Origin of the sequence: Bacillus sp. AP8, assembly GCF_000321185.1 — a bacterium.
GTDB classification, from domain to species: Bacteria; Bacillota; Bacilli; order Bacillales; family DSM-1321; genus Bacillus_AD; species Bacillus_AD massilioanorexius.
Genome location: NZ_CAPG01000037.1, coordinates 39,778 through 65,271 on the forward strand (window position 1 = coordinate 39,778; position 25,494 = coordinate 65,271).

At 34.6% G+C, this 25,494-nt stretch carries 22 protein-coding genes; all 22 read right to left on the reverse strand.

All coding sequences use genetic code 11. The features are described 5' to 3' along the window. Nucleotides 1-50 precede the first annotated feature (50 nt). Complete coding sequence (locus BN349_RS10335) at nt 51-1,295, reverse strand: competence/damage-inducible protein A (RefSeq protein WP_019242232.1); 1,245 nt, start codon at nt 1,293-1,295, stop codon at nt 51-53. 18 nt (nt 1,296-1,313) lie between these two features. After that, a complete protein-coding gene (gene pgsA / locus BN349_RS10340; RefSeq protein ID WP_019242233.1) occupies nt 1,314-1,892 on the reverse strand; it encodes a CDP-diacylglycerol--glycerol-3-phosphate 3-phosphatidyltransferase in 579 nt (192 codons plus the stop codon). A gap of 145 nt (nt 1,893-2,037) precedes the next feature. Then, nucleotides 2,038-2,940 carry a helix-turn-helix domain-containing protein gene (locus tag BN349_RS10345; protein ID WP_019242234.1) on the reverse strand — a complete coding sequence of 301 codons (903 nt, stop codon included), beginning with the start codon at nt 2,938-2,940 and terminating at the stop codon, nt 2,038-2,040. A 19-nt stretch (nt 2,941-2,959) separates the two neighbouring features. Further along, nucleotides 2,960-3,751, reverse strand: a complete 792-nt coding sequence (locus BN349_RS10350; RefSeq protein ID WP_019242235.1) for a DUF3388 domain-containing protein — start codon at nt 3,749-3,751, stop codon at nt 2,960-2,962. Between the two features lie 559 nt (nt 3,752-4,310). Then, nucleotides 4,311-4,565, reverse strand: coding sequence for a DUF3243 domain-containing protein (locus BN349_RS10355; protein ID WP_019242236.1), 255 nt, complete (start codon nt 4,563-4,565; stop codon nt 4,311-4,313). Between the two features lie 134 nt (nt 4,566-4,699). Beyond that, a complete protein-coding gene (gene ymfI / locus BN349_RS10360) occupies nt 4,700-5,425 on the reverse strand; it encodes an elongation factor P 5-aminopentanone reductase (protein WP_019242237.1) in 726 nt (241 codons plus the stop codon). 147 nt (nt 5,426-5,572) lie between these two features. Continuing rightward, the gene (gene yfmH / locus BN349_RS10365) at nt 5,573-6,862 is read right to left on the reverse strand and encodes an EF-P 5-aminopentanol modification-associated protein YfmH (RefSeq protein ID WP_019242238.1); all 1,290 of its coding nucleotides are present in this window, start codon (nt 6,860-6,862) and stop codon (nt 5,573-5,575) included. Next, entirely contained in the window at nt 6,862-8,142 is a 1,281-nt protein-coding gene (gene yfmF / locus BN349_RS10370; RefSeq protein WP_019242239.1) for an EF-P 5-aminopentanol modification-associated protein YfmF, read from the reverse strand. Before yfmF ends, yfmH begins: the two co-directional genes overlap by 1 nt. 263 nt (nt 8,143-8,405) lie before the next feature. Then, the gene (locus tag BN349_RS10375) at nt 8,406-9,329 is read right to left on the reverse strand and encodes an ABC transporter permease (protein WP_425457719.1); all 924 of its coding nucleotides are present in this window, start codon (nt 9,327-9,329) and stop codon (nt 8,406-8,408) included. 39 nt (nt 9,330-9,368) lie between these two features. Then, nucleotides 9,369-10,415 (reverse strand): ABC transporter permease, encoded by a 1,047-nt coding sequence (locus tag BN349_RS10380; protein WP_019242241.1) that lies wholly within the window; start codon nt 10,413-10,415, stop codon nt 9,369-9,371. Next, a complete protein-coding gene (locus BN349_RS10385) occupies nt 10,408-11,943 on the reverse strand; it encodes an ABC transporter ATP-binding protein (protein WP_019242242.1) in 1,536 nt (511 codons plus the stop codon). Before BN349_RS10385 ends, BN349_RS10380 begins: the two co-directional genes overlap by 8 nt. 299 nt (nt 11,944-12,242) lie before the next feature. Continuing rightward, nucleotides 12,243-13,334, reverse strand: coding sequence for a BMP family lipoprotein (locus BN349_RS10390; protein ID WP_019242243.1), 1,092 nt, complete (start codon nt 13,332-13,334; stop codon nt 12,243-12,245). Between the two features lie 46 nt (nt 13,335-13,380). Beyond that, nucleotides 13,381-14,103, reverse strand: a complete 723-nt coding sequence (locus BN349_RS10395; RefSeq protein ID WP_019242244.1) for a GntR family transcriptional regulator — start codon at nt 14,101-14,103, stop codon at nt 13,381-13,383. A gap of 202 nt (nt 14,104-14,305) precedes the next feature. Beyond that, the gene (locus BN349_RS10400) at nt 14,306-16,684 is read right to left on the reverse strand and encodes a DNA translocase FtsK (protein ID WP_019242245.1); all 2,379 of its coding nucleotides are present in this window, start codon (nt 16,682-16,684) and stop codon (nt 14,306-14,308) included. A gap of 325 nt (nt 16,685-17,009) precedes the next feature. Next, entirely contained in the window at nt 17,010-17,240 is a 231-nt protein-coding gene (locus BN349_RS10405; RefSeq protein ID WP_019242246.1) for a YlzJ-like family protein, read from the reverse strand. Then, nucleotides 17,237-17,977, reverse strand: a complete 741-nt coding sequence (locus tag BN349_RS10410) for a ClpP family protease (protein WP_019242247.1) — start codon at nt 17,975-17,977, stop codon at nt 17,237-17,239. The genes BN349_RS10405 and BN349_RS10410 overlap by 4 nt, the downstream gene beginning before the upstream one ends. Before the next feature lie 147 nt (nt 17,978-18,124). After that, nucleotides 18,125-19,792: a ribonuclease J gene (locus BN349_RS10415; RefSeq protein ID WP_019242248.1), complete on the reverse strand. Its 1,668-nt coding sequence runs from the start codon at nt 19,790-19,792 to the stop codon at nt 18,125-18,127. Between the two features lie 685 nt (nt 19,793-20,477). Beyond that, entirely contained in the window at nt 20,478-21,347 is an 870-nt protein-coding gene (dapA, locus tag BN349_RS10420; protein WP_019242249.1) for a 4-hydroxy-tetrahydrodipicolinate synthase, read from the reverse strand. A gap of 39 nt (nt 21,348-21,386) precedes the next feature. Then, on the reverse strand, nt 21,387-22,622 hold the full coding sequence (gene dapG, locus BN349_RS10425) for an aspartate kinase (protein ID WP_019242250.1): 1,236 nt from the start codon (nt 22,620-22,622) through the stop codon (nt 21,387-21,389). A gap of 68 nt (nt 22,623-22,690) precedes the next feature. Beyond that, entirely contained in the window at nt 22,691-23,761 is a 1,071-nt protein-coding gene (gene asd, locus BN349_RS10430) for an aspartate-semialdehyde dehydrogenase (RefSeq protein WP_019242251.1), read from the reverse strand. Between the two features lie 177 nt (nt 23,762-23,938). After that, a complete protein-coding gene (locus BN349_RS10435; protein WP_019242252.1) occupies nt 23,939-24,535 on the reverse strand; it encodes a dipicolinate synthase subunit B in 597 nt (198 codons plus the stop codon). Further along, nucleotides 24,532-25,434, reverse strand: coding sequence for a dipicolinic acid synthetase subunit A (gene dpaA, locus BN349_RS10440; protein WP_019242253.1), 903 nt, complete (start codon nt 25,432-25,434; stop codon nt 24,532-24,534). Before dpaA ends, BN349_RS10435 begins: the two co-directional genes overlap by 4 nt. Nucleotides 25,435-25,494: the final 60 nt, after the last annotated feature.

The window sequence follows — 25,494 nt, forward strand, 5'->3', positions numbered from 1 at the left end:
ATAACGTAAATTGATAAACACCTTCTATTTTAAAATGATATCTAAAACTTCTATTCATGACTTTGTAAGCTTTGTAGAATAATATGACAGCCATTTTTAAAACTTATTACTCTATTAACCTGTCTGCTTCTCTGTAGTTGTAGCTTAACTACTTTTGTAGTAAATTTCGAACTAGACAAGCCAATATAAACAGTGCCCACTGGTTTACCTTCAAGTGGTTCTGGTCCTGCAACACCAGTAAAGCTAATTCCAATATCAGTACCTAGTAAAGAACGTACTTGTTCAGCCATTTCTTTTGCACATTGTTCACTCACTGCGCCATATTTTTCAATCGTTTCTTTGTTTACTTTTAAGACATTTATTTTTGCCTCATTACTATAGCTAACAATTCCACCTTTAAATATTTGGCTCGCACCTGATATTGTCGTTAATTCCTCTTGAAACATACCACCTGTTAAACTTTCTGCACTAGCAATTGTAAGACCTTTAGAAGTTAACAGCTTCACAACTTCTTTCATTAAAGACGTATCATCTTTTCCATAACAAAATTGCCCAACTCGTTGATTAATCTTTTCTTCTACTTCATCAATCATTCTATCAGCCTCATCAACTGAAGAGTGTTTAGCTGTTATTCTTAACGTAACTTCTCCATCAGAAGCTAAGGGAGCAATTGTAGGGTTAGATTGTTCATCTAATAAATCTTCAACAACTGTTTCCAAATATGCTTCACCAATACCAAAAAATCGAAGAACTCGAGAATGAATTCTTTCAATCGTATTCATTTTATCTACTAATGCAGGAATCCCATATGTCGAAAACATCGGTTCCATTTCAGACGGTGGTCCAGGTAAAAGCATATATGTATGACTAGGAGATGAGTATATCATTCCAGGGGCCATTCCGTGATCATTCACTAAAACATGAGAACCGTCCAAAACAAGCGCTTGCTTTTTATTGTTCTCCGTAACAGGTCTTCCCGTTTTTGCAAAATAAGCAGAGATGCTAGCTAACGCATGCTCATCCATAACTAACTGAGTATTTAAATGAGCTGCAATCGCTTCTTTTGTTAAATCATCTTTTGTTGGTCCGAGTCCGCCAGTAAAGATAACAATCTGAGAACGCTTCTCTGCTATTTCAATTGCACTCTTTAAGCGAGACGAATTATCGCCAACTACTGTATGAAAAAAAACATTTACCCCTATTTCGGCAAGCTGTCTAGAAATGTAACGAGCATTACTATTCACGATTTGTCCAAGTAATAGCTCAGAGCCGACAGCAATAATCTCTGCATTCATCTAAAAACTCCCCCGTGTTTATTTAGAATTTTTAAATACATCTTTATTAATAGCGAAGTATTCCCAACCAGACCATATGGTAAAGAACATAGAAACCCATAATGCAATTGTTGCAAATGGAATAGAGATTAATTCAAATGGTAAGTTATGCAGAAGTAAAGCAGATACGGCTATGATTTGGGTCCAAGTTTTAATTTTCCCTAACATATTTGCAGCTACAACTTCACCTGTTCCTGCAAGAATTAATCGTAATCCTGTAACTGCAAATTCACGGCTTATAATGACAATAACAATCCATGATGCAGCAAGCTGTAACTCTACTAACACAATTAAAGCTGATGATACTAATAATTTATCCGCTAACGGATCTAAAAACTTTCCAAGATTTGTAACAAGATTATACTTCCTAGCATAATGCCCATCGATCCAATCAGTTACTGAAGCAACGATGAAAATCAATGCACCAACTAAATGTTCAATAGGAAGATACTCACTACCAATTTTTAAATCTCCCCAATGAAAGTCAACCAGCATAAAAATTAGAAATACTGGGATTAAACATATTCTCGATACCGTTATTTTATTAGGTAAATTCAAAACAAAAACCTCCAGATGAAAAACTTCTTTAATATATACTATATTCTATGTTACCCAAAATGAAAAGACGAAGAACCCGGCTATGCCGAGCTCTTGATTGAAGACTAAAAGGTAAGAACTTTCTAGTCTTCATTATTAACTAAAATTACTCTGTTTTTGAAAAGTTAATGGTAATATTTTGATTAACTCTTTCAGTAGGAGAAATGGCATAAGTTAATTGCTCATCATTAATATATATAGTCGTTCCTGCTGTATTACCAATTACTAGCTCTGCCTTTGTTTCATTTGTTAAGTCAATTTCTTGATTATCATTTTGTTTCATTAGACCTTGAAACATAGATTTACCATTAGCGTTCTTAACATTTACCCAAGTATCAGCACTAGCAACTAACTTTAATTTAAATACATCTGTATCTTTTAATTCATACGTAGAAAATTTACCGGAAGAATTAACTACTGATACAGTTTGTTTAACATCATTATTTTGCTCTTTATCTTGATCATTCTCTTGATCTTGATCATTCTTGTCGCCATTATCTTGAGCCTTATCTTTGTCTTTTGATGCTTCACCATCTTTTAAAGGAGAATTTTTTTCTGATTCAACGGTAATCTGGTCACTTCCAGTATCAGACTTTTTCTCTCCATCTGTTTGTATATTTTTAGAAACAAGCACCCAAATTAAAACTGCCGCTCCGATAACGAAAACAGCTACTAATATTTTCGGTAAAAGATCTAGTACTTTAGATTGAGTAGGAGAGATAGTTCTCTTTGACTGCACTCTTGATAGTTGCTCTGGTAACTCATCTTCTCTAACTGCTGGAACATCACTCTTAAATTGTTCAAAAATTTCCTCTGGCTCAATTCCAACAGCCTCAGCATACTGCTTAATAAAGGCACGCACATAAAATTTACCTGGCATCATTGCGTAATCGCCTTTTTCTATACCAATTAAATATCTTTTTTGAATTTTCGTTAATTGCTGTAAATCATCTAAACTAAGACCTTTCTCTTCACGTGCAGCTTTTAACGTTTTTCCTAATTCCGTCATTTATAACACCTTCTATACTTTAGAAATCAAAGGAGCCAAAATCTGATCCCCCAAATAAATCATTTTGATGTACAACTTCATATGTAATTTCTTCTTCTGGATTATTTCTTAACTCGATAATATAATCAAAGTCATCCATCGTATATTCTGAATTTCTCACAAATGCATCAGGATGTTCGATCACTTTAACTGAATTAAGTCTCATAATTTCTCTAACAAGTTGCCAATGCTTTTCATTAGCCGATCTTGTAGAAACAATTCCGTCTATAATAAATAGATTGTTTTCATTATATTCATCTTCTATAAGCTGGCTTCTAATTGTTTGCTTCAATAGCGTTGAAGAAACAAATAACCATCGTTTATTGGCACAAACACTTGCTGCTACAATAGATTCTGTTTTTCCAACTCGAGGCATACCACGAATCCCAATCATCTTATGTCCATCTTGTTTAAATAATTCAGCCATAAAATCGACTAATAATCCTAATTCACTTCTAACAAAGCGAAAAGTTTTTTTGTCGTCAGCGTCTCGTTGAATATATTGTCCATGCCTAACAGCTAATCGATCTAACATCTTAGGCTCACGAATCTTAATTACTTTTATCGTATCCATCGTAGATAGTATTGATTCTAAACGTTCAATATTTTTACTGTCATTAGCCTTTAATAGTAATCCTCTTCGACCTTCATCAACACCGTTAATTGTAACTATGTTTATGGATAACATACCTAGAAGAGAAGAAATATCACCTAATATCCCCGGTCGATTTTTCTGAATTTCATACTCGAAATACCATTCTTTTCGATCCATTTGAAAAATCCCCGCCCCTCAAGACAAAATTCAACAATTTTATACTAGCATCTATAATAATAAATGATTTACCCTTAATATTAAAGGGAAAACATCATAAAAAATTATGAGTTTGCCTATTTTCTTATCTTTCTTTGCTTTTCAATCACAATTTCCCACACTTTTTTTCATAAAGGCCCTATTATACGTAATTGCCGACTTTTAAAAAGAAAAATTCGCGGAAACTCCCGTAGGTGTTTTATACTCGAAAGCAAACGGAGGATTTCTTAACCTATCTCTTTAAACAAAATTTGTTACCCATTAATAAGAAATTGAAAATGCATCCAGGATGCTCACTTTCTTGCATAATGACGATAAGAGTCTTTCTTGTCGTACTTAACACTTCGTTTGAATCTCAACGCAACTTTCAAAAAAATAGGATGCCAAAAAGTTTCCTTTTGTTTGGCATCCTCTAGCAATTGAAATCCTCAGTTAGTCATCTAAATAATTCAGAAAGATCCCATACTAACTGATGTTAATAGAAGTATTGTTATGAACATTAATTTTCACTATATTTCCATCATGAGTTTGAATTACTAACCATTTTCACCATTACATTCGCTATAGCATGCTTTTCTTCATCGGAGGCAACAGACCATAGTTCTGCGAGAATTTTTTCTTGATCATTTTTGGGTTGAACTTGCTTTGATAAATAATCTCCAATTTCAAAAGCAAGTTCAGAAATAACACCTTTAGAAAGCCCTTCAGCCTCAGCTGTATGCAGACGATCTCCCAAAAAGTCTTTCCATTGCTCCCAATTATCTAAAATGGACATTCATATCACCCTTTCTTATTATATAAATTGTGTATGAATGACCTCTTCTATACTGACAATTTATCCCGTTCAAATTATCACTTAGACTTTTCGTTAAAAATAATTTAAGGAATTGTAATAGGAATGGTTTCACATTAGGTGTACCATCCTCCGTTTACTTTTAAAATATGCCCTGTAATATACGATGCACGATCAGATAGTAAATAGGCAATGCTGTCAGCTATTTCTTTTGGCTCAGCAAGTCTTCCTATAGGAATTTCATCCGTCAGCTCAAACTTTTCTTCTTCAGTTAGATTGGCCACCATCGGGGTATTCACTATCCCTGGAGAAACAGCATTCACACGCACGCCCATAAGAGCTAATTCTTTACTTAATGCCTTAACAAAGGAGTTTTGACCACCTTTAAGCATGCTATATAGAACTTCACAAGAAGCACCTGTATCTCCCCATATAGACGTAACAGCAACAATTGAAGAAGAAGCGTTTCGTGTTAATTTCGAAGTTAGCTTTTGTACGATTAAGTATGGACTAGTTAAATGAAGCTGAATCATTTCTTGCATCGTATCGAGATCGACATCAGAAACTAGTCCATAATGCGCTTTTCCACTATTTAACACTATACTATTAAGAGAAAATATATTCGAACATAATCGCTCTACTCCCTCCATCGTACTTAAATCAGCTTGAATAGGAATAACTTCAATATCATACTCTTCTAAAGCTTGAATGAGATCCCGAATACCTAGTTCGTTCCTATTATAATGTATGTATAGTGAATAACCTTGTTTTGCAAGTTCAATAGCCGTTGCACTACCTATTGCTCCACTTGCTCCTGTTATAAGTACAAATTCTTTCCTCACTTCATTTCCCCTCATTTCATATAAAAGAGGCATCTTCTTAACAAGTACGATTATAGTACCTTTAAGTCAGCCTCTTCTAGAAAACTGTAATCAGTCTCAATTTTCTTATAGTTTTTTTACCCCAAAAAACTAAATGGTTACTTCAATTCACTTCTTCGGTACGACCTGACATATAGTCATTCGTTCTTCAGAGATTAAATCTGTGGCTACTTGTTTCAAATCTTGTAACGAAATACTTTCGAGTACAGGTACAACATCAAAAAGACTCGTTTCTAAAAAGGCATATCGAGTGAACGAATTGGCAATGTATTCTGGAGAGTTAAGAGAACGTAAAAAGGAACCGATTTTCTTTTTCTTTGTTCTTTCTAACAGTTCTTCAGAGAAGCCTTCTCCTGTTTTCATTTTAAGAAGATAAGCAATAATCTTATCAGCTAATTCATCAGGATTTTCAGTATCTCCACCAATCATAGCAAATCCAAAATCTTTTTCTTGCGTATAATCGAAAGAAAAAGATCCATCAATTAAACCTTGAGAATATAATTCTTCATACATAAGAGAGCTTTTTCCAAATAATAAATCCAGTAGTAAATTTATTGTTAATTCATTCTTTAACATCTCTCGACCTGTTTGATGGAGCTGAGCCGCTTTTATTCCAACTAAACATTTCGATATTTGAACATTCATTGGTAAAATTTCTTTTTTCTTATATACACTGTCGGGTTCTTGCTCGAACTGTCTCTTAATTTCCGAAGCCTGATCGAAGCTTTTACTTAGTTGATTTTCTCTTATTAAGCTCATCGTTTGAACAGGATCTACAGAGCCGACAATAAACAATAGCATATTACTTGGATGATAGAACGTTTCATAGCACTCATAAAGTAAATCCTTTGTAATTTGATCGATACTTTCAACAGTACCTGCAATGTCTATTTTCACTGGATGATTCTCATACATATTCGCAATAGTTCCAAAATACAAGCGCCAATCTGGATTATCGTCATACATATTTATTTCCTGACCAATAATTCCTTTTTCCTTTTCAACAGACTTCTCTGTAAAATAAGGTTCTTGAACGAAGTTAATTAAAGTCGTTAAATTTTCTTCAAATCTAGATGTACTAGAGAATAAGTAAGCCGTTCTCGTAAAGGATGTAAAAGCATTAGCTGATGCTCCTTGCTTAGAAAACAGCTGAAATACATCACCATCTTCTTTTTCGAATAATTTGTGCTCTAAAAAATGGGCGATTCCATCTGGAACTTTCTTGACTTCATTCTTTCCAAAGGGGTGGAACCAATTATCAATTGATCCATATTTGGTCGTAAAAGTCGAAAATGTTTTATTAAATTCCTTTTTCGGTAAAATATACACTTCTAAACCATTTTCTTGTTTTTCATAATATAGAACTTCATCAATTTGAGCATATTTTATGGTTTTCATTATTGAGACACCTCCGATCCTGTCAAAAAGTATATGGTGTCAAGTTGAATATGTTTACCCACCTGGACAATATCATCTTTATTTACTTTTTTAACTTCCTCTAACCATGTATGAATACTAATATTTTTAGGTGAGATGACATTGTGATACAATACTTCAACCAACCCTATCGCACTATCAATTGTTTCAAGTAGTTGATTTTCGATAACTGCTTTAGTTTGATTAATAATCTCTTCCGAAAAATCTCCTTTTTTCATTGCTTCCATTTGCTCTTCGATAATCGTAATAGTCTTTTTATAATTTTCCGATTGAATGCCTGAAATAACCATCAATAATCCTTTATGACTTTCTATACGAGAAGCAGCAAAATAAGCTAAACTATTTTTTTCACGTACTTCCATAAACAATTTAGAGTGTGCAAAACCACCGAAAATCCCATTAAAAACTTGGAGAGGAAAATAAAGCTCATCTCCATAAACAATTCCCGTTCTATAACCAATATTTAATTTTCCTTGATTGACATCTTGCTTTTCTACGATTTCTTTCACTTTTATATCGGCTGCTGGTCTTTCAAATGGTTGTTGATTTGGATTACGTTTTGATAATGAAATAAATTGATCACAAATTGTTTCCACCTGCTGGCGATCAATATCACCTACCACATATAAATCTAATTCATCTGTTTCCATTGCATGCTGATAATAATCATATAAGGAACGTGACGTAATTTCGTTTACTTGCTCGATTGTTCCATTTACTTCTAATCCGTATGGCTCATCATTACACATCTCTTCTACAAGTCTAACGGAAGAATATTTCATTTTATCATCATTCAGAGATTGAATTCTTTGTTTTAATGCTCTTTTTTCTTGGTCAAAAGACTTTTGCTGGAATGAATCATTCTCCGTATTTGGATTAAAAAGAATTTCCGTTAGTAATTCCATCCCTTTAGTCAGTAGAGATTCACTCTCAGACAAAAATTTCTCATTAGCTATTTCTATCGTGAATGTGATAATATGATATTCACCTTTTTTTCCTACATTAGCATATAAGGTAGCACCATATAAATCTTCTAAGTAAGACCTTAAAGCGGTCGTTGTCGGAAATTTCCCACAACTACTTTGCATTACATGTGGTAAAAGTGCACGAAAAGCAACTGTATCTTTGGTCAAAGGTGCTTTCATTTTCCAGACTATTGTATTCGTTTTATATTTATGTGTGGGAACAATATGAATATTATAACCCTCTTTTTCTATGACAACTTGATTTTCTTGGGACATTTTTGAACCCCCTCGCTTTATGTAATTAGGCAGTACAATAATTATTGTAGCTAATCCATAAAAAAATAAACATCTACTTAAAATATACCTATTTCAGAAATAATCATGCAACAAATTTTAAGAAAAACCATTAACTATACCATTTTTCTCTAAAGTTGTTACAAATTTATATGTAGAGAGTCTAGGTGGAATTATACCCCTAGATGCTTTCATTCAATGATAAAAACGCCCTACACAAACGCGTGTAGGGCATAGGAGGAAACTTATCTGCTTCCTTTAATATAAGGCTCACCAGAAGCTTTCGGTGCAACTGCGCGACCAATAAATCCTGTTAGAGCAATAATTGTTAATACGTATGGTGCAACTGTTAAGTAGAAAGAAGGCAGATCTTTAAAGAACGGAAGTTGCGCCCCTACTATACTTAAACTATTCGCTAATCCAAAGAATAGTGCGGCACCTAACGCACCAAGTGGATGCCATTTACCAAAAATCATAGCTGCTAATGCCATGAAACCTTGACCATTAATTGTTGCATGACTAAAATCTAGTGTTACAGTTGTTGCATGGATACCACCACCGATACCAGCAAGGGCTCCAGAAATAACAACACTTAGGTAACGAATTTTTGAAACATTTACTCCCATTGTATCAGCAGCCATAGGATGCTCCCCTACAGCACGAATTCTTAGACCAAATGGAGTTTTAAATAGGACATACCAAGCAATAAATGGAATAATTAAAGCAATATATGCGATAGCGTATTGATGAGAAAAGAAGATATCTCCAATCACCGGAATTTTGCTTAATATAGGAATATCAATTTTACTAAAAGTCTGTTGGATAAAGTCTGTTTGACCTTTTCCATCATATAAAAGTTTTACTAAGAATAAACATAAACCTGTTGCTAGAAAGTTAATAGCAACACCACTTACAACTTGATTTGCACGGAAAGTAATAGAAGCTACTGCATGCAAAAGTGAAAATACCATACCCACTACCATTGAAACTAACATAGCAACCCAAGGTGTTAAACCACCCAATTGGTCAGCAAATGTTAAATTGAAAACGATAGAAGTGAATGCTCCAAATACCATTAATCCTTCAAGTCCGATGTTTACAACACCTGAACGTTCTGAGAAAACTCCACCTAATGCAGTAAAAATAAGAGGAGCAGCTAAAGCAATCATAGAAGGAACTACAATTTGCAGGATTTCAACTATACTCACTTATTTCGCCCCCTTACGATTTTTTCGTTCTAAAAACATACGAATAGCATAGCTTGATGCAACAAAGAAAATAATTAACGCAATAACAATATCAACTAATTCTAGCGGAACACCAGCTTCAAATGGCATATTGATTGCACCCATTTTCAAAGCACCGAATAATGTTCCAGCAAGAACAATACCAATTCCAATATTTCCTCCAAGTAAGGCAACAGCAATACCGTCAAAACCTACGCCTGTAAATCCACCTTTAATTGCTGCATATTCAAATGTTCCAAGCCCTTCCATCGCACCTGCAAGTCCTGCAAACGCACCTGAAATAGCCATTGATAGAATAATATTTTTATTAACGTTCATACCAGCATAACGTGACGCTTCATCATTAAAACCAACTGATCGCAGTTCAAATCCTGTTTTTGTTTTTTCTAAGATGAACCACATTAAGAAAGCACCGAATAGAGCTAACAATATTCCCCAATGAACACGTGAGTAATCCGTTAAGCTTTCAAGCCATGGTGAACGTAGAGATGCCGTACTAGCAATATTCTCTGTTTTGTCTTTATGATCCGTTAACACATTTACAATTAAAAAGTTCGTTAAGTGTAATGCAATATAGTTCATCATAATGGTTACAATTACTTCATGTACACGGAATTTCGCTTTTAACAATCCTGGTATAAAAGCCCAAAAAGCACCTGCAACAACAGCAGCTATAATCGCTAAAGGTAAATGAATGATTTTTGGTAAATCAAAGGCAGTACCAACCCAAACGGCAGCTAACCAACCCACAATTAACTGACCTTCAACCCCAATGTTAAATAATCCTGTTCTAAAAGCGAATGCTACAGCTATACCAGCTAAAATTAAAGGGGTGATTTGACGAATGGTTTCTCCAATGTAAAAAGACTCTCCAAATACACCTGAGATCAGAGCAGAATATCCTTCAATTGGATTATAACCACTAATTAACATAATAATAGCACCAGCTATTAATCCTAATAATACCGCTATAACGGGTACTAAAATATTGACCATACGTTTAGACATGGTTTAAATCCCCCGCTTCCTTACGTTTACTACCTGCCATCAATAGTCCAAGTTCTTGTTCTGTTGTTTCTTTAGGATCAACGATATCAACGATTTGGCCTTCGTACATAACTGCAATTCGATCACTAACATTCATAATCTCTTCTAATTCAAATGAAACAAGTAAAACAGCTTTTCCATTATCGCGTTGTTCAATTAATTTTTTATGAATAAATTCGATTGCCCCTACATCTAATCCACGTGTTGGTTGTGCTGCAATCAATAAATCTGGATTTCTATCAATCTCTCTACCGATAATTGCTTTCTGTTGATTTCCACCCGAAAGAGCTCTTGCCAATGTTTTCTCACTTGGCGTACGAACATCGTATTCAGCTATTAATTCTTTAGCCTTCTTCTCAATCACTTTATCATTTAAGATTCCATATTGAGAATAAGGTTTTTGATAATACGTTTGTAAAACCATATTTTCACTCATTGAAAAATCTAATACTAATCCATGCTTATGGCGATCTTGTGGAATATGACCTAAACCTGATTCTGTTACTTTTCGTGGTGTAAGTTTCGTAATATCTTTATCGTTTAATTTAATCGATCCAGATTCAATTTTCTTTAAACCTGTTATAGCTTCAATTAACTCCGATTGACCATTACCATCTACCCCTGCAATACCAACTATTTCTCCTGCTCTCACGGTTAGATTTAAATTATTTACAGCCACGACGTTTCGTGTATCTTTCACAACTAAATTTTGAATTGAAAGAACTTCTTGTTTTGGCTGAGATTCAACTTTTTCTGTGGTAAACACTACTTCTCGTCCAACCATTAAACTAGCAAGATGATCTGGATTTGTATCAGAAACATTTACTGTTCCGATTCCTTTACCCTTACGTATAACTGTAACACGATCACAAACTTCCATAATTTCTTTAAGCTTATGTGTGATAAGAATAATGGATTTTCCTTCAGCAATTAATTTTTTCATTATGGAGATTAATTCTTTAATTTCTTGAGGTGTTAATACCGCTGTAGGTTCATCAAAGATTAATATTTCTGCTCCACGATATAACGTTTTTAAAATCTCTACTCTTTGTTGCATACCGACAGAAATATCTGCAATCTTTGCATTAGGATCTACTTGTAAACCATATTGTTCAGAGATTCTTCGAACTTCCTCACTAGCTTCTTTAAGTTTAATTTTTCCTAGTTCAGTCGGCTCTTTACCTAAAATAATATTCTCCGTAACTGATAGTGTATCAACAAGCATAAAATGCTGATGCACCATTCCAATTCCTAAATCATTTGCAATATTAGGATTTGTTATCTTAACTTCTTCTCCTCTTACTCGTATCTGCCCTTTTTCTGGCTGATATAAGCCGAAAAGTACATTCATTAAAGTAGACTTCCCTGCACCATTTTCACCTAATAATGCATGAATTTCACCTTTTTTCAATTGCACTGTAATATCATCATTAGCTACAATACCCGGAAATTCCTTTCTGATATTTAGCATTTCTATTACATACTCCACTATTTTCACTCCCTTGTGTACAACGCAAGTTAAATTCACATACCTTTTTACTTTATTGTAAATATCTTGCTTTTTTAGAAAAATCAAAGGAAAACTTGTAAGAAGTCTTACAACTTAGAACCTTTCATTTAATTTTTCTATTGCTCTGCTTCAACCGTCTATTATAACTAGAGCCTATAAGGGCATCCTATCAAAAATCTCTTAACCTAATAAACTTTCTTTATTTTACAAAACTCTCTCCTAATCAGTAATTGAAGGAATACCACAAGAACGGCATTCCTTCAATTGTTGTAAATATATTAGAATTTCATTTTTTTCAATTCATCACGAGTTGATGGTACTTCTACTTCACCATTTTTAATTTTCTCTGTCCACTCACCAACTACTTTAAGAGTGTCTGCAGAAAGATTTCCACCAGATTCAGAGACAGAAACTGCATTTTCACCAAGACCATATTGGATTTCTTCTCCACCAGGGAATTTTCCATCTTTAGCTTTTGTAGCTAAGTCTTTAACAGCGATATCTACACGTTTAACCATTGAAGTAAGAGTGATTGTTGTATCTGTTCCAGGAACTTTACCTTCTTCAACTTGGTCACGGTCAACACCGATAACCCATACGTTAGCATTTGGATCTTTTTGCTTTCTCTCTTTAGCAGCTGTAAATACACCATTACCTGTACCACCTGAAGCGTGGTAGATTACGTCTACACCTTGAGAGTACATAGCGTTAGCAATTTCTTTACCAAGTTCTGGTTTACCAAAGTCACCAGCGTATTGAACTTTAACTTCTGCATCAGGTTTTACAGATTTAACACCTGCTACGAATCCTGCTTCAAATTTATTAATTAGAGCTCCATCAACTCCACCAACGAAACCAATTTTATTTGATTTTGTTGTAAGTGCAGCAGCAACACCAACTAGGAAAGAACCTTCATGTTCTTTAAATGTAATACTTGCTACGTTTGGTTGGTCAATTACTGAATCAACAATTGCAAATTTAGAATTTGGTTGTTGTTTTGCAACTTCTTCAACTGCAGGTTGTAATAGGTAACCAATACCGTAGATTAAATCAAATTTATTACGAACAAGGGTATTTAAATGTGGCACGTAATCTTGATCACCAGTTGATTGTAGGTACTCATATCCGCCTTTACCCTTTTCCATTCCATTTTCTTTACCAAATGCTTGAAGACCTTCCCAAGCAGATTGGTTGAATGACTTATCGTCAACTCCACCAACGTCTGTAACCATCGCTACTGAAAAATGTTTCTTATCAGCATCTCCAGACCCAGCATTTTCTTTTTTGTCATCGCTTTTACCACATGCTCCAAGCATTGTACCAGCAGCCAATACTAGAGATAGCGCTAACCCCATTTTACGCTTTTTCAAGGTAAAACCTCCTAATATATGTTTTTGATTAGTAGAACTCAACTTACTATACTCTTTTTCTTAATACATGAAAGCTAAATTTATTAGACTTAAAATAATTAAGTGAATATAGGACTGGGCGATCATTTTCATCATAATGCATTTGTTTCAGTACCAGCAAAGCGGTATCTGTTTCACATTGTAGAAGTGGTGAAATCTTCTCATGGTATCCGATAGGTTCTATTTGTGATACTGCGTATGTAACTTTAATTGATGAATAGCTCTCTAAAAAATTGAAAAGAGATTCTTGGTGCAAGTATCCATCAGGCAAATGTTTTTTCAAAATTTTATCAAGGCAGTACACAACAGGTTCATCATTTGCAGTACGAAGCCTTTCAATTACTACAAGAGAATCATCTTCTTGACAATGAAATAAACGCATCGTTTCGTCCGAAGGAGGCTGAGTAGTTGAACTCAAAAAAATTGTACCAGGTTTCATGCCAGCTTGTTCAATCATAGACGTCACACTAGAAAGTTGTTCAATACCTGAACTAAACATCGGTTTAGAATTGATGAACGTTCCAACACCGTGCTTGCGAATGATCACATGCTCCTCCTCTAAGATACGTAATGCCTCTCTTAGAGTTGCTCTGCTAACACCTAACTGTTTAGCCAACTCAAATTCCGATGGTAGTTTTTCCTTTTCTGTGTATACTCCGTCTTCTATATCTTTTTTTATTTTTTCAATAACTTGAAGATATAGATGACGATGATCTAATTTTATTGACATGATGTTACCCCCAAAACAATTACACCTAAGACTTCAGACCTCAGATGTGTGATCTTCCTACTAATCGTTTATAGATTATCATTTTTTAAAAAATAAATAAATAGTCTAAACTGAAATTTTGAAGAAACAATGAAATTCTTATACTTTTTTTCAAACATTAGTCATTATTACCTATAAAAATCCATTCGTTTCTTCAAAAACATTACGAATGTTTTACATTTTGTTCAAATTGCTCTTTATCTACTAATACAGACCGAGGCTTACTACCTTCATAAGGTCCTACAATACCTCTAGCTTCCATTTCATCAATTAATCGTGCTGCACGTGAGTAACCAATTCTAAATCTTCTTTGTAGCATAGAAACTGAGGCCGTTTCCATTTCAATGACTAACTGAACAGCAGAATCATATAAGGCATCTTCTACTTCTCCTTTAACTTCTCCTGCTTCATCTGGAATCATATCTTCATGATATTGAGCTTGTTGTTGTGATATCACAAAGGCTACAATATCCTCTACTTCTTGATCAGATAAGAACGCTCCTTGAACCCTAATTGGTTTAGATGCACCTACAGGTAAAAATAGCATGTCTCCTCTACCTAACAATTTCTCCGCACCACCCATGTCCAATATTGTTCTAGAATCTGTCATGGATGAAACACTAAATGCTATACGTGAAGGAATATTTGCTTTAATAACACCCGTAATTACATCTACAGAAGGTCTTTGTGTGGCTATGATTAAATGAATACCTGCAGCACGAGCCATTTGTGCTAGTCTCGTAATAGCATCTTCTACATCGGAAGATGCAACCATCATTAAATCAGCCAACTCATCTACTATGACAACAATAAAAGGTAAGGAAGATTGCTTCTCTTCATTTTCCATATTATGAAGTCTTATATAATCATTGTAGCCTTCGATATTTCTAGTCCCAGTATGGGCAAATAGTTCATAACGTCTTTCCATTTCATTTACAACTTTTTTCAACGCCTGTGAGGCTTTTTTTGCATCTGTGACAACAGGCGCTAATAAATGAGGAATCCCATTATACATATTCAATTCTACCATTTTAGGATCAATCATCATTAATTTCACTTCATGCGGCTTTGCATTTGTTAGAATGCTTGTAATAATTCCGTTTATACAAACTGATTTTCCTGAGCCTGTTGCCCCAGCTACCAACAAGTGAGGCATTTTGTTTAGCTCAGCCATTACAGCATTTCCATATACATCTTTTCCAAGTCCAATTAATAATTTTGATTGATGCTTATTCGCTGGTTTGGATTCAAGAACCTCTCTTAATGAGACCATAGCCACTTCTGAATTTGGCACTTCAATACCAATAGCAGAAATACCAGGTATAGGAGCCTCAATACGAATTCCTTTAGCTGCTAATGCTAAAGCAATATCATCAGATAAGCTGACAATTTTACTCACCTTTACACCTGCCCCAGGAACAACGATATACTTTGTAACCGATGGACCACATTGACCTTCTTTCACATTGACATCCACGCCAAAACTTTCAAATGTTTCTTGTAATTTCATAATATTTTTTTCTATGCGCTTGTTTTCGTTTGACTGATCCGTTTTTTTAGCGGAACGTAATAACGTTAGAGGGGGTAACTCATAGTCCGTATTGTCAGTATCTACAAAGTTCATCGTTTCAATAGGATAGTGTTCGACAGCACTCATATCTTCTTGATTATTCGAAGTCCGCTGTAAGATTATTTTAATGTCACTAGATTCTTCTACTTCATTCGGCTCATTAGGTTTACTTTTTACGTTTGATTCATTCGCTTGATCGTAGATATTTTCAGCATATGATCTTATGATTGGTGTATTACTAGATTCTATGTATTCTTCTTCATTTTGATGCGGTTCGTCTAGATTTTGTTTTTCTTTTTTAGGCTTCTTCTTCTCACTATTCTCTTTTTTATTCTTTAATTCTTTAACATCTTGAACAAAGGCACGCCACTGCTTTCCAAGAAATGTCGCAAGGCTTGTCATGGTTTTTGAGAATACATCACCAAATGTTCTACCAGTTAGTAAAATGATTCCTACTATAATACAAATAAAAGCTGCTATTTTTGCGCCTGCTTCAGCGAATAGAAAATTGAAAGTAGCAAATAGAATTGCCCCAAACATTCCGCCACCTAAATCACTAGAAGTTACTTTCCCTGTGGCTTCCAGCCAAAAAAGTTCCCATGTATTAAGCAAAACACTAGGCTTTGCAAATGGACCACCTTCAGATAATAAATCAAATAAGGTAACATGACTTAATAAAAGGATGCTTGCAATAATTAAATATATCCCTATAAGCTGTCTAGTTAATAAATATGGTAGAGCTCTTTTCACCATAAAATATAACCCTAGTAAAAGAATACCTACTAGCAATATAATGCTCCATTCCCCCATAAAAAACCGAGAAAATAAAGATAATGCATGGCCGAAAGCTCCTAATTGAGCAATGGCAATAATAGACAATCCAACTAAGATAATACCTATAATTTCAAATTGTAACGTTTTCTTTAATGCGGTAGAGCTTTTGCTCTTTCTTCTTCTTTTTCTTTTTGCCATTTTTTCACCCAAACTTTCTAATAAAACTATTGCTACTTATCTTCAAACATGAAAATGACAACATAATGATAAAGAAAAGCACAAGCTCCTTTCTAACCCCAACTAGCAGAATGTAAGCCATCCAGAAAATTATGAACGGATTGACTTAAAAACTTAAAGGGTCTATGGCACTGGAGTTAAACATCGAACTAGTCCCCAAATTATATGCTTTCTTATCTTATGAAAAAGGTTATAACCTAGTTAAAGCAGCCTTACCGGCTGCTTATTTCATTTTGTCCAAAAATTTTATACTTTGTATTCTATTCGTATTATAACATGAAATAGGTCACTGGTTGAACTCGAAGTTGGACGCCACTATACAACTTCCCGGCTGAAATTCACTATTCAAATAGTCATTTGGATCTGTACTAGAGATTTGAACAATCCGATATCGACTAGTAGAAGTACGTTCAGCTGTAACTAAAACACCCTTATAATAAAAGCTTTCATATTGATTATAGCTGTTTTCATCTGCTGGAAAAACCGATTCTTGAGGCATGATAGTATACAATATCATTGCAATTCACCCTCAATAGGATTATTCGTTTTCCTTTCTTCTATCAGACTGTTTAGCTTTCGCATTGCCTCACCTACACCTCCTACACCATCTATCAACCCTATTTCAACAGCATCTTTCCCTACCACATTTGTACCTATATCTCGCGTTAAATTCCCTTTAGCAAACATCAGCTCTTTAAAATCTTCCTCAGAAATATTACTATGCTTTGTTACAAAATGAATCACTCTATCCTGCATTTTGTCCAAGTATTCAAAGGTCTGTGGGACTCCAATGACTAACCCCGTTAATCGAATAGGATGAATCGTCATGGTAGCCGTTTCAGCAATAAAGCTATGGCTACAGCTAACCGCGATAGGCACCCCAATCGAATGACCTCCACCTAGCACAATGGAAACAGACGGTTTCGACAAAGATGCTAACATTTCAGCTAATGCAAGACCTGCTTCCACATCTCCGCCTACTGTATTTAATATAACGAGTAAACCTTCTATTTTTGGATTTTGTTCAATCGCTACAATTTGAGGAATGACATGCTCGTATTTCGTAGTTTTATTTTGTGGTGGCAATGCCATATGGCCTTCTATCTGACCAATAATAGTCAAACAGTGAATTTTCGAATCTGACATTTGTGGAATATTGGTTTGCCCTAATTGTTGTATTTTATCTATTAAAGACGGTCCTTTCTCTTCTTGTTTCTCATTATCTTGTGAAGAAAAGCTTTGGTTGTTATTCATCAATAGTCCCCTTTCAAGTATATAAATTTAGTATGAACGGAGGCTCTAGTCTTCATTCTTAAATAACCGGACCTATAACGAGAAAAAATAAAGGTGTTTTCTAAAAATATTACTTTTAGAAAACACCTTCTAAATTATTATTTGATATTAGATTTCCATAATAATCGGTAAGATCATAGGTCTTCTTTTTGTCGCTTCATATAAATGTGAATTTAAAGATTCACGAATATCTTGCTTCAGACTTGACCAATCAAAGTTACTTGAATTAACATTTTTTTCTACAGCTTCTCTTACAATACCAACTGCATTTTCAATTAATTTTTCAGACTCTCTTACATATACAAAGCCTCTTGTAATAATTTCTGGACCAGAAACAATTGACTTCGTCGCTTTATCCAGTGTAACTACAACAATTAGTATTCCATCTTGTGAAAGAAGACGACGATCTCGAAGAACAATGTTTCCAACATCTCCAATACCAATCCCATCTATCAGTATATTTCCTGCAGTAACTTTACTTGAAATCCTCGCTTTTCCATTTGATATCTCAGCCACGTCGCCATTTTCAGCGATAATAATATTTTCATCTGGAATACCACTTTCTTTTGCTAATTTACTATGAGCAATTAACATACGATATTCACCATGAATTGGCATGATAAATTTTGGTTTTAATAAATTCATCATCATTTTTAATTCATCTTGACTCCCATGACCTGGAACGTAAACAGTACGCTTTCCACCAATCACATTTACTCCAGCGCGGTACAATAAATCTATGGCTTTTGAAAGCGAAAGCTCACCACCTCGAACTGGGGAAGCTGCTATCATCACTGCGTCTTTTTCTTTTATAGTAATTTGTTTATGATTTCGTTTAGCCATTCTTTCTAATGCTGAGATTGGCTCTCCTTTAGCTCCTGCTGTCAATATAACGATTTGGCTATCATCATATTGGTTTGCCTCAGCTATCGGAATAACAATGTCATCTTCTACGATAATATTGCCAGTCTGGATACACAATTCGTATATTTGTTTCATTTCATTTCCAACAATGGCAACTTTTCTTTTGCTTTTACTCGCAGCATTCACAGTATGTTGAATCGTATTAATATTAGTTGCAAATGAGGCAATGATTACTTTTCCTTCAATCGCTTGAAAAACATCAATCATTTCCTTTTCAACCAAAAACTCTGAAGCTGTATAGCCTGGCTTTTCTGCGCCAGTACTATCTGATAATAATAAAAGAACGCCTTCTTCACCAATTCTGGCCATTTTTCCGATATCTGCCGCGTATAACTTAGAAGCTGCTTGATCAAATTTAAAATCTCCAGTATAGACAATGCATCCTTCCTCTGTATGCAAGCAAACACCAAGTGAACCAGGAATACTATGATTTGTTTTAAAGAAAGATATCATAACATCTTGGAAATGCAATTCACTTTCATTTGTTACTTCTACAAAATCAACTTTTCCTTTATACTTGTTTTCTTTTAATCTTAATTTAATTAATTCTATACTTAATTGTGTCCCATAAATAGGAACATTCACGTAATTTAAAATATACGGTAATGCACCTATATGATCTTCATGGCCATGACTAATAAAAATCCCCTGAATTTTTTCTTTGTTCTCTAATAAATATGTTACATCAGGAATTACTACATCTATTCCTAGCATCTCATCTTCTGGAAACATCAAACCTGCATCCAAAACAAAAATTTGATTATAAACTTCTATTGCATACATGTTTTTTCCGAGTTCTCCTTGTCCACCAAGAGAGACAACTTTAATATTACTAATCTGTTTATTTTTCACGTGTTTTCCTCCTAATATAAAACCGCTCCGTACAATCGAAATTATGTCTATTATACAGTATGTAAAATTTATATATCAACCATTTAATAATGTGAACAAATTTACTAATTATGAAATTCTTAAAATTCATGCATAGTTTATCATAAAAAAACATGTTCAACTTTTTTCAGTATATCTCGTTATATTTACGAAATACTCACGAAAAACTACTGAAACAGATTCTTTTATTAATATAAAATATTACAATAATTTTTTCCCATTCTGCTCTATCTTCCACACTAGCTGTGCAAACTTTGTAGCCTATTAAAAAAGCGTGAAAATAAGTTGAATTTTGTTACAGGATGCTCGCTTTCCGTGAGCGAGAGATAAGTATCCCCAGCACATACATAGTACCTGTGGAATGAATTTTAACTATCTCACTACAGTCCTTAGCTACGCTTCAATCCACTGCCTTTTTATCTCACTAATTTTATACACCTTATGTATGATGAATCACCAATCTTCTAGAAAACAGCCTGAACAAAATACGAAAAAAAGTAGATCGTCAAAAGTAATACTCTTGACGATCTACCTTAATTGACTGTGTTCATTTTCAATTGTTGATTACAACTTCAATCCGTCTGCTTTTCCACATGAGTCTCAAGGATTTCCGCCTATTCATCTCTATTAAAATCAAAATTGAATCTTACTTATGAATAATACTGCTTAATACTTCTCTCTCTTCTGATGTTAAAGGTACCAAAGGTAAACGAACAGACCCTACATCAATTCCTTTCATCTGCAATGCTGTTTTTACTGGAGCTGGGCTTGGTGCCATAAACATTGCATTCATGATTGGAACTACTTTTTGGTGCAGATGAGCTGCTTTCGTTAAATCCCCCATATAAAAGGCCTCTATCATCTCTTGCATCTCATTACCAATGATATGGGAAGCTACTGAAACTACTCCTGTAGCTCCAATAGATAGCATCGGAAGGGTTAAATAATCATCACCACTATAAAGCATAAAATCATCAGCTGTACGAGATATAATTTCTGTTGCAGAAGCAAAATCACTTGTTGCTTCTTTAATGGCTACAATATTTGGAATCTCTGATAGCTTCACTACTGTATCAGGGTGGATTTTAACAACAGATCTTCCTGGAATATTGTATAGCATGACTGGTAATGTCGTACTTTCAGCAATTGCTTTAAAATGCTCATATAAACCAGCTTGATTAGGCTTATTATAATAAGGTGCCACCGCTAAAATGGCATCTACTCCTATTTTCTCTGCTTTTTTTGTTAATTCGATTGACCCATACGTATTGTTACTTCCAGTTCCCGCTATGATAGGAATACGCTTGTCAGCCACTTTTACAACATGTTGAAAAAGCGCTAATTTTTCTTCAGTTGAAAGAGTTGGAGATTCCCCAGTTGTACCAGATACAACAATAGAATCTGTTCCATTTTCAATTAAATAGTTGACTAACTTTGTTATTTTTACAAAATCAATATTCCCTTTATGGTCAAATGGCGTTACCATTGCCGTTGAAACTTTTCCGAAAGAAATCATACTTTCACTCCTAATTTTTGTTGTTGAGAGTGTTTTCTCTTATAAATGGGCTTCATCATATTCAACATGAAGTTCAAATGCATCATGTAATGCATTTACTGCTTCTGCTAAATGTTCCTCTCTTACTAATACCCAGATAGTCGTATGACTATCTGCAGCTTGCAAAATGCTAATACCTTTTTCGGATAATGCTGTTACGATTTTTGCAGTAACGCCTGGTACACCAGCAATTCCTGCACCAACAACTGAAACTTTTGCACAATTTCTAACAATCATTGGTTCATAACCGATATTTTCAAGAACAGAAATCGCTCGATCTGTCATTTCCTCATTTACCGTATAAACAACACCATTTGGCGAAATGTTGATAAAATCAACACTTATGGATGCATTCGCCATTGCTTGAAATACGTCTGTTTGCAAATTATATTGATCTTTTTTTGCATTTACACGAATTTGTGAAATTTTATTTAAATGAGCAATCCCTGTTACTAAACGGTCGCTTATATCACTACCTCGCGATTCTCGATGTACTGAGGTAACAAGTGTACCCAATCCATCACTATATGTTGAGCGAATTCGAATAGGTACTTTGGCTGCCATAGCTATTTCAACAGCACGAGGATGAATCACCTTAGCTCCTTGATAGGCCATATTACAAACTTCATTGTAGGTAACAACTGATAGTGCCCTTGCATTTTCGGCAATACGAGGGTCAGCTGTCATAATACCTTCTACATCTGTAAAGATATCAACCCATTGTGCTTGCAGGGCAGCTCCAATAGCAGCAGCTGACGTATCACTACCACCTCTTCCTATCGTTGTGATATCTCCATTTCTCGTAACACCTTGGAAACCTGCAACGACTACAACGTCATAATCCTCAAGCTCTTTTACAATTCTATCACATTTCATGTCGATAATTTTTGCATTTGTATGATCATTATTCGTACGGAAACCAGCTTGAGCACCTGTATATGCAGTTGCATTAATTCCATGTTGAAGGAGCATATTTGCAAAAACGACAGAAGATATTGTTTCACCCACAGATAGCAATAAATCCTGCTCTCTTTTTGAAATTTTACTCTTAGAACCATCTACTAAAGATAATAAAGTATCTGTTGCATAAGGATCACCTTTTCTACCCATTGCTGATACAACAACTACTACTTTATAGCCATCCTTAACTGCTTTTTCAATATGTTTTCTAGCATGTGCACGGCTTTCTTCATCCTTTACTGATGTACCGCCAAACTTCTGTACGATTATATCCATTGTTACACCTCAAATGAACTCAGCCTTTCATGGAAAAGAAAGGCTGAGTCTAATAATTATAGATATAGTTATTTTAATGAAACTAATTCTAGTTTTATAAGACTTTCAGCAATTTGAACAGAATTCCAAGCTGCTCCTTTTAAAAGATTATCAGAAACCACCCACATATGGAAGCCTTTATCCTCATCTAAATCTTTTCTAATTCTTCCAACAAATACGTCATTTTTCCCTACGCAAGCTGCTGGCATTGGATATAGCTGTTCTTCTGGTTGATCTTGTAAAACTACACCTGGTGCATCCGCTAATAATGCTTTAATATCTGAAACTGAAACACCTGATTTATCTACTTCAATATAAAGTGATTCAGAATGACCTGTTTGAACAGGGATTCTAACACATGTAGCAGCTACAGGCAATTCAGGTAGATGCATAATTTTCTTCGTTTCATTAATCATTTTCATTTCTTCATAGGTAAAACCATTATCTTGGAACTTGTCAATTTGCGGAATCGCATTAAAAGCAATTTGATAATGTTTCTCGTCAGATTTTACTGGTAAAATTTGCGGATTTATTTCTTCAGCATTTAAAATTTGTTGAGTTTGCTGTTCTAATTCTTCAATCGCAGCTGCGCCCGAACCTGAAACTGCTTGATAAGTTGACACTAAAACTTTGTTTAAGCCATAAGCTTGACGAAGTGGCTCTAGAGCAACGACCATTTGAATTGTAGAACAGTTAGGGTTAGCAATAATACCATTATGTTTTTTCAGGTCTTCTTCATTAACTTCTGGTACTACTAATGGAACATTTTCATCCATTCTAAATGCACTTGTATTATCTACAACAATTGCTCCGCGCTTAGCGGCTTCAGGTGCTAATTGTAAAGAAACACTTCCTCCTGCACTGAATAAAGCGATATCAACTCCCTCAAAAGATTCTGGTTTTGCCTCTTGAACTGTATATTCTGAACCCTTAAATTCAATTTTACTTCCAGCAGAGCGTGAAGAAGATAAAAGAGTTAATTGCTTTATTGGAAAATTTCTTTTCTCTAATGTTTTCAACATTTGTTGTCCAACTGCTCCAGTTGCTCCTACTACTGCTACATGTAATCCTTTAATCTCTTTCACCAATCCATACCCCATTTCTATCCTTTTAGCAATCATTTTTATTTAATATAAGTAGAAATAAAATTGATTCCTGCTTATATAACTACTTTGAATATACACTATATACGTTTGATTTTAACATATTAAAACATAAAAGAAAGAAAAGAATTTTCTTTCTTTTATTTCTTACATCATGCTATTCTTTATATATTATTAGGATTGACGGAATTTTTCAATAATTACCGGCTGGATTTGTTCACGATTAAGTGCCGCCTCAATTGTTTCTTTTATTAAAGACATTTGTGCAACCATAGATTTGGGTTTATTTTGAGGATCATCTTGCCCATATGGAATAAAATATATATCTTTTGCTGCCATTAACTTCATTAAATTAACTCCATTTAATCCTAATGCATCATTAGTAGATATACCTAATACCACTGGACGATAATTTCTTAATGTTGCTTTAGCCGCCATTAATACAGGTGAATCCGTTAAGGCATTGGCAAACTTACTCATAGAATTACCTGTTAAAGGAGCAATTACCATACAGTCTAGTGGCATCTTAGGACCTAACGGTTCTGCCTTCACAATACTATCAACAATAGGGTGACCCGTAATAGAAACAAAGCGTTCTACCCACTCTTCGCCCTTACCAAATCGAGTATTCGTATTCGTTACAGTATGAGTTACTATAGGAATAACTTCTGCTCCTTCATTCACGAGTTTTTCAATCTCGGGAAAAACAATATCATAAGTACAATGAGATCCTGTTACACCAAATCCAATTCTTTTTCCTTGTAAACTCATTTGTCTTTCCCCTTTCGTATCTTGTAATCCTCTTGCAGTAATTGAGAAAGTACATTCGCTAGTATTTTTCCCGCTGTTTTTGGTGCAACAATCCCAGGTAAACCAGGAGCTAACAATGCTTTTATTCCCCTTTTTTCAGCATATCGAAAATCCGTACCACCCGGTTTTGATGCTAGATCAATAATTAACGTGTGAGCTGGCATACCCGCAATCACCTTTGCTGTTATAATTTGAATAGGAATCGTATTAATACAAATATCAGCATCATTTACTGCATCTGTTAAATACTCTAAATAAAATGGCTCTAGTCCCATTTCTGTTATTCTTGCAATATGTTCACTTTTTCTAGCTCCAACTTTCACTTTTGCACCTAAAGATTGAAACGCGCGAGCGACACTCATTCCTGTTCTTCCAAGCCCTAAAACAACAACACGACTACCATGTATCGTGAAATCTGTATGTTGTATGGCCATCATGATTGTTCCTTCAACTGTTGGTATACTGTTATAGATTGCAACATCATTTCTTTCAAATAATTGAACTAATTTACGGTTTGTCTTTTTCGTGATCGAATCTAAATATTTATTACTAATCCCTGAATATATAACGCAATGAGGCATAGTTTTAGATAAAACCTCGCTTGTCAAAACAACCGTCTCATTCGAAAAAATCGTTTCGATTTTTCCTTCTGAATTCGTACCAGGTACAGGTAAAATAATGGCATCAATTTCTGAAAAATCTATTTCATCTAATTTTTCCTTTACCGCACCAGAAAAAGCATGATCAAGCTGTTCAAAACCAATTAATGATATTTTGGCATCTTGCTCAATTAAATTTTTTATGACCTCAAGCTGTCTAGCATCCCCGCCAATTACAGCAATTTGCATACCTGTAAGCACAACCTATCACCTACTTTGAAAGCAATTTTAATCGTAACATTTCAATACTTAAAGTTTTCA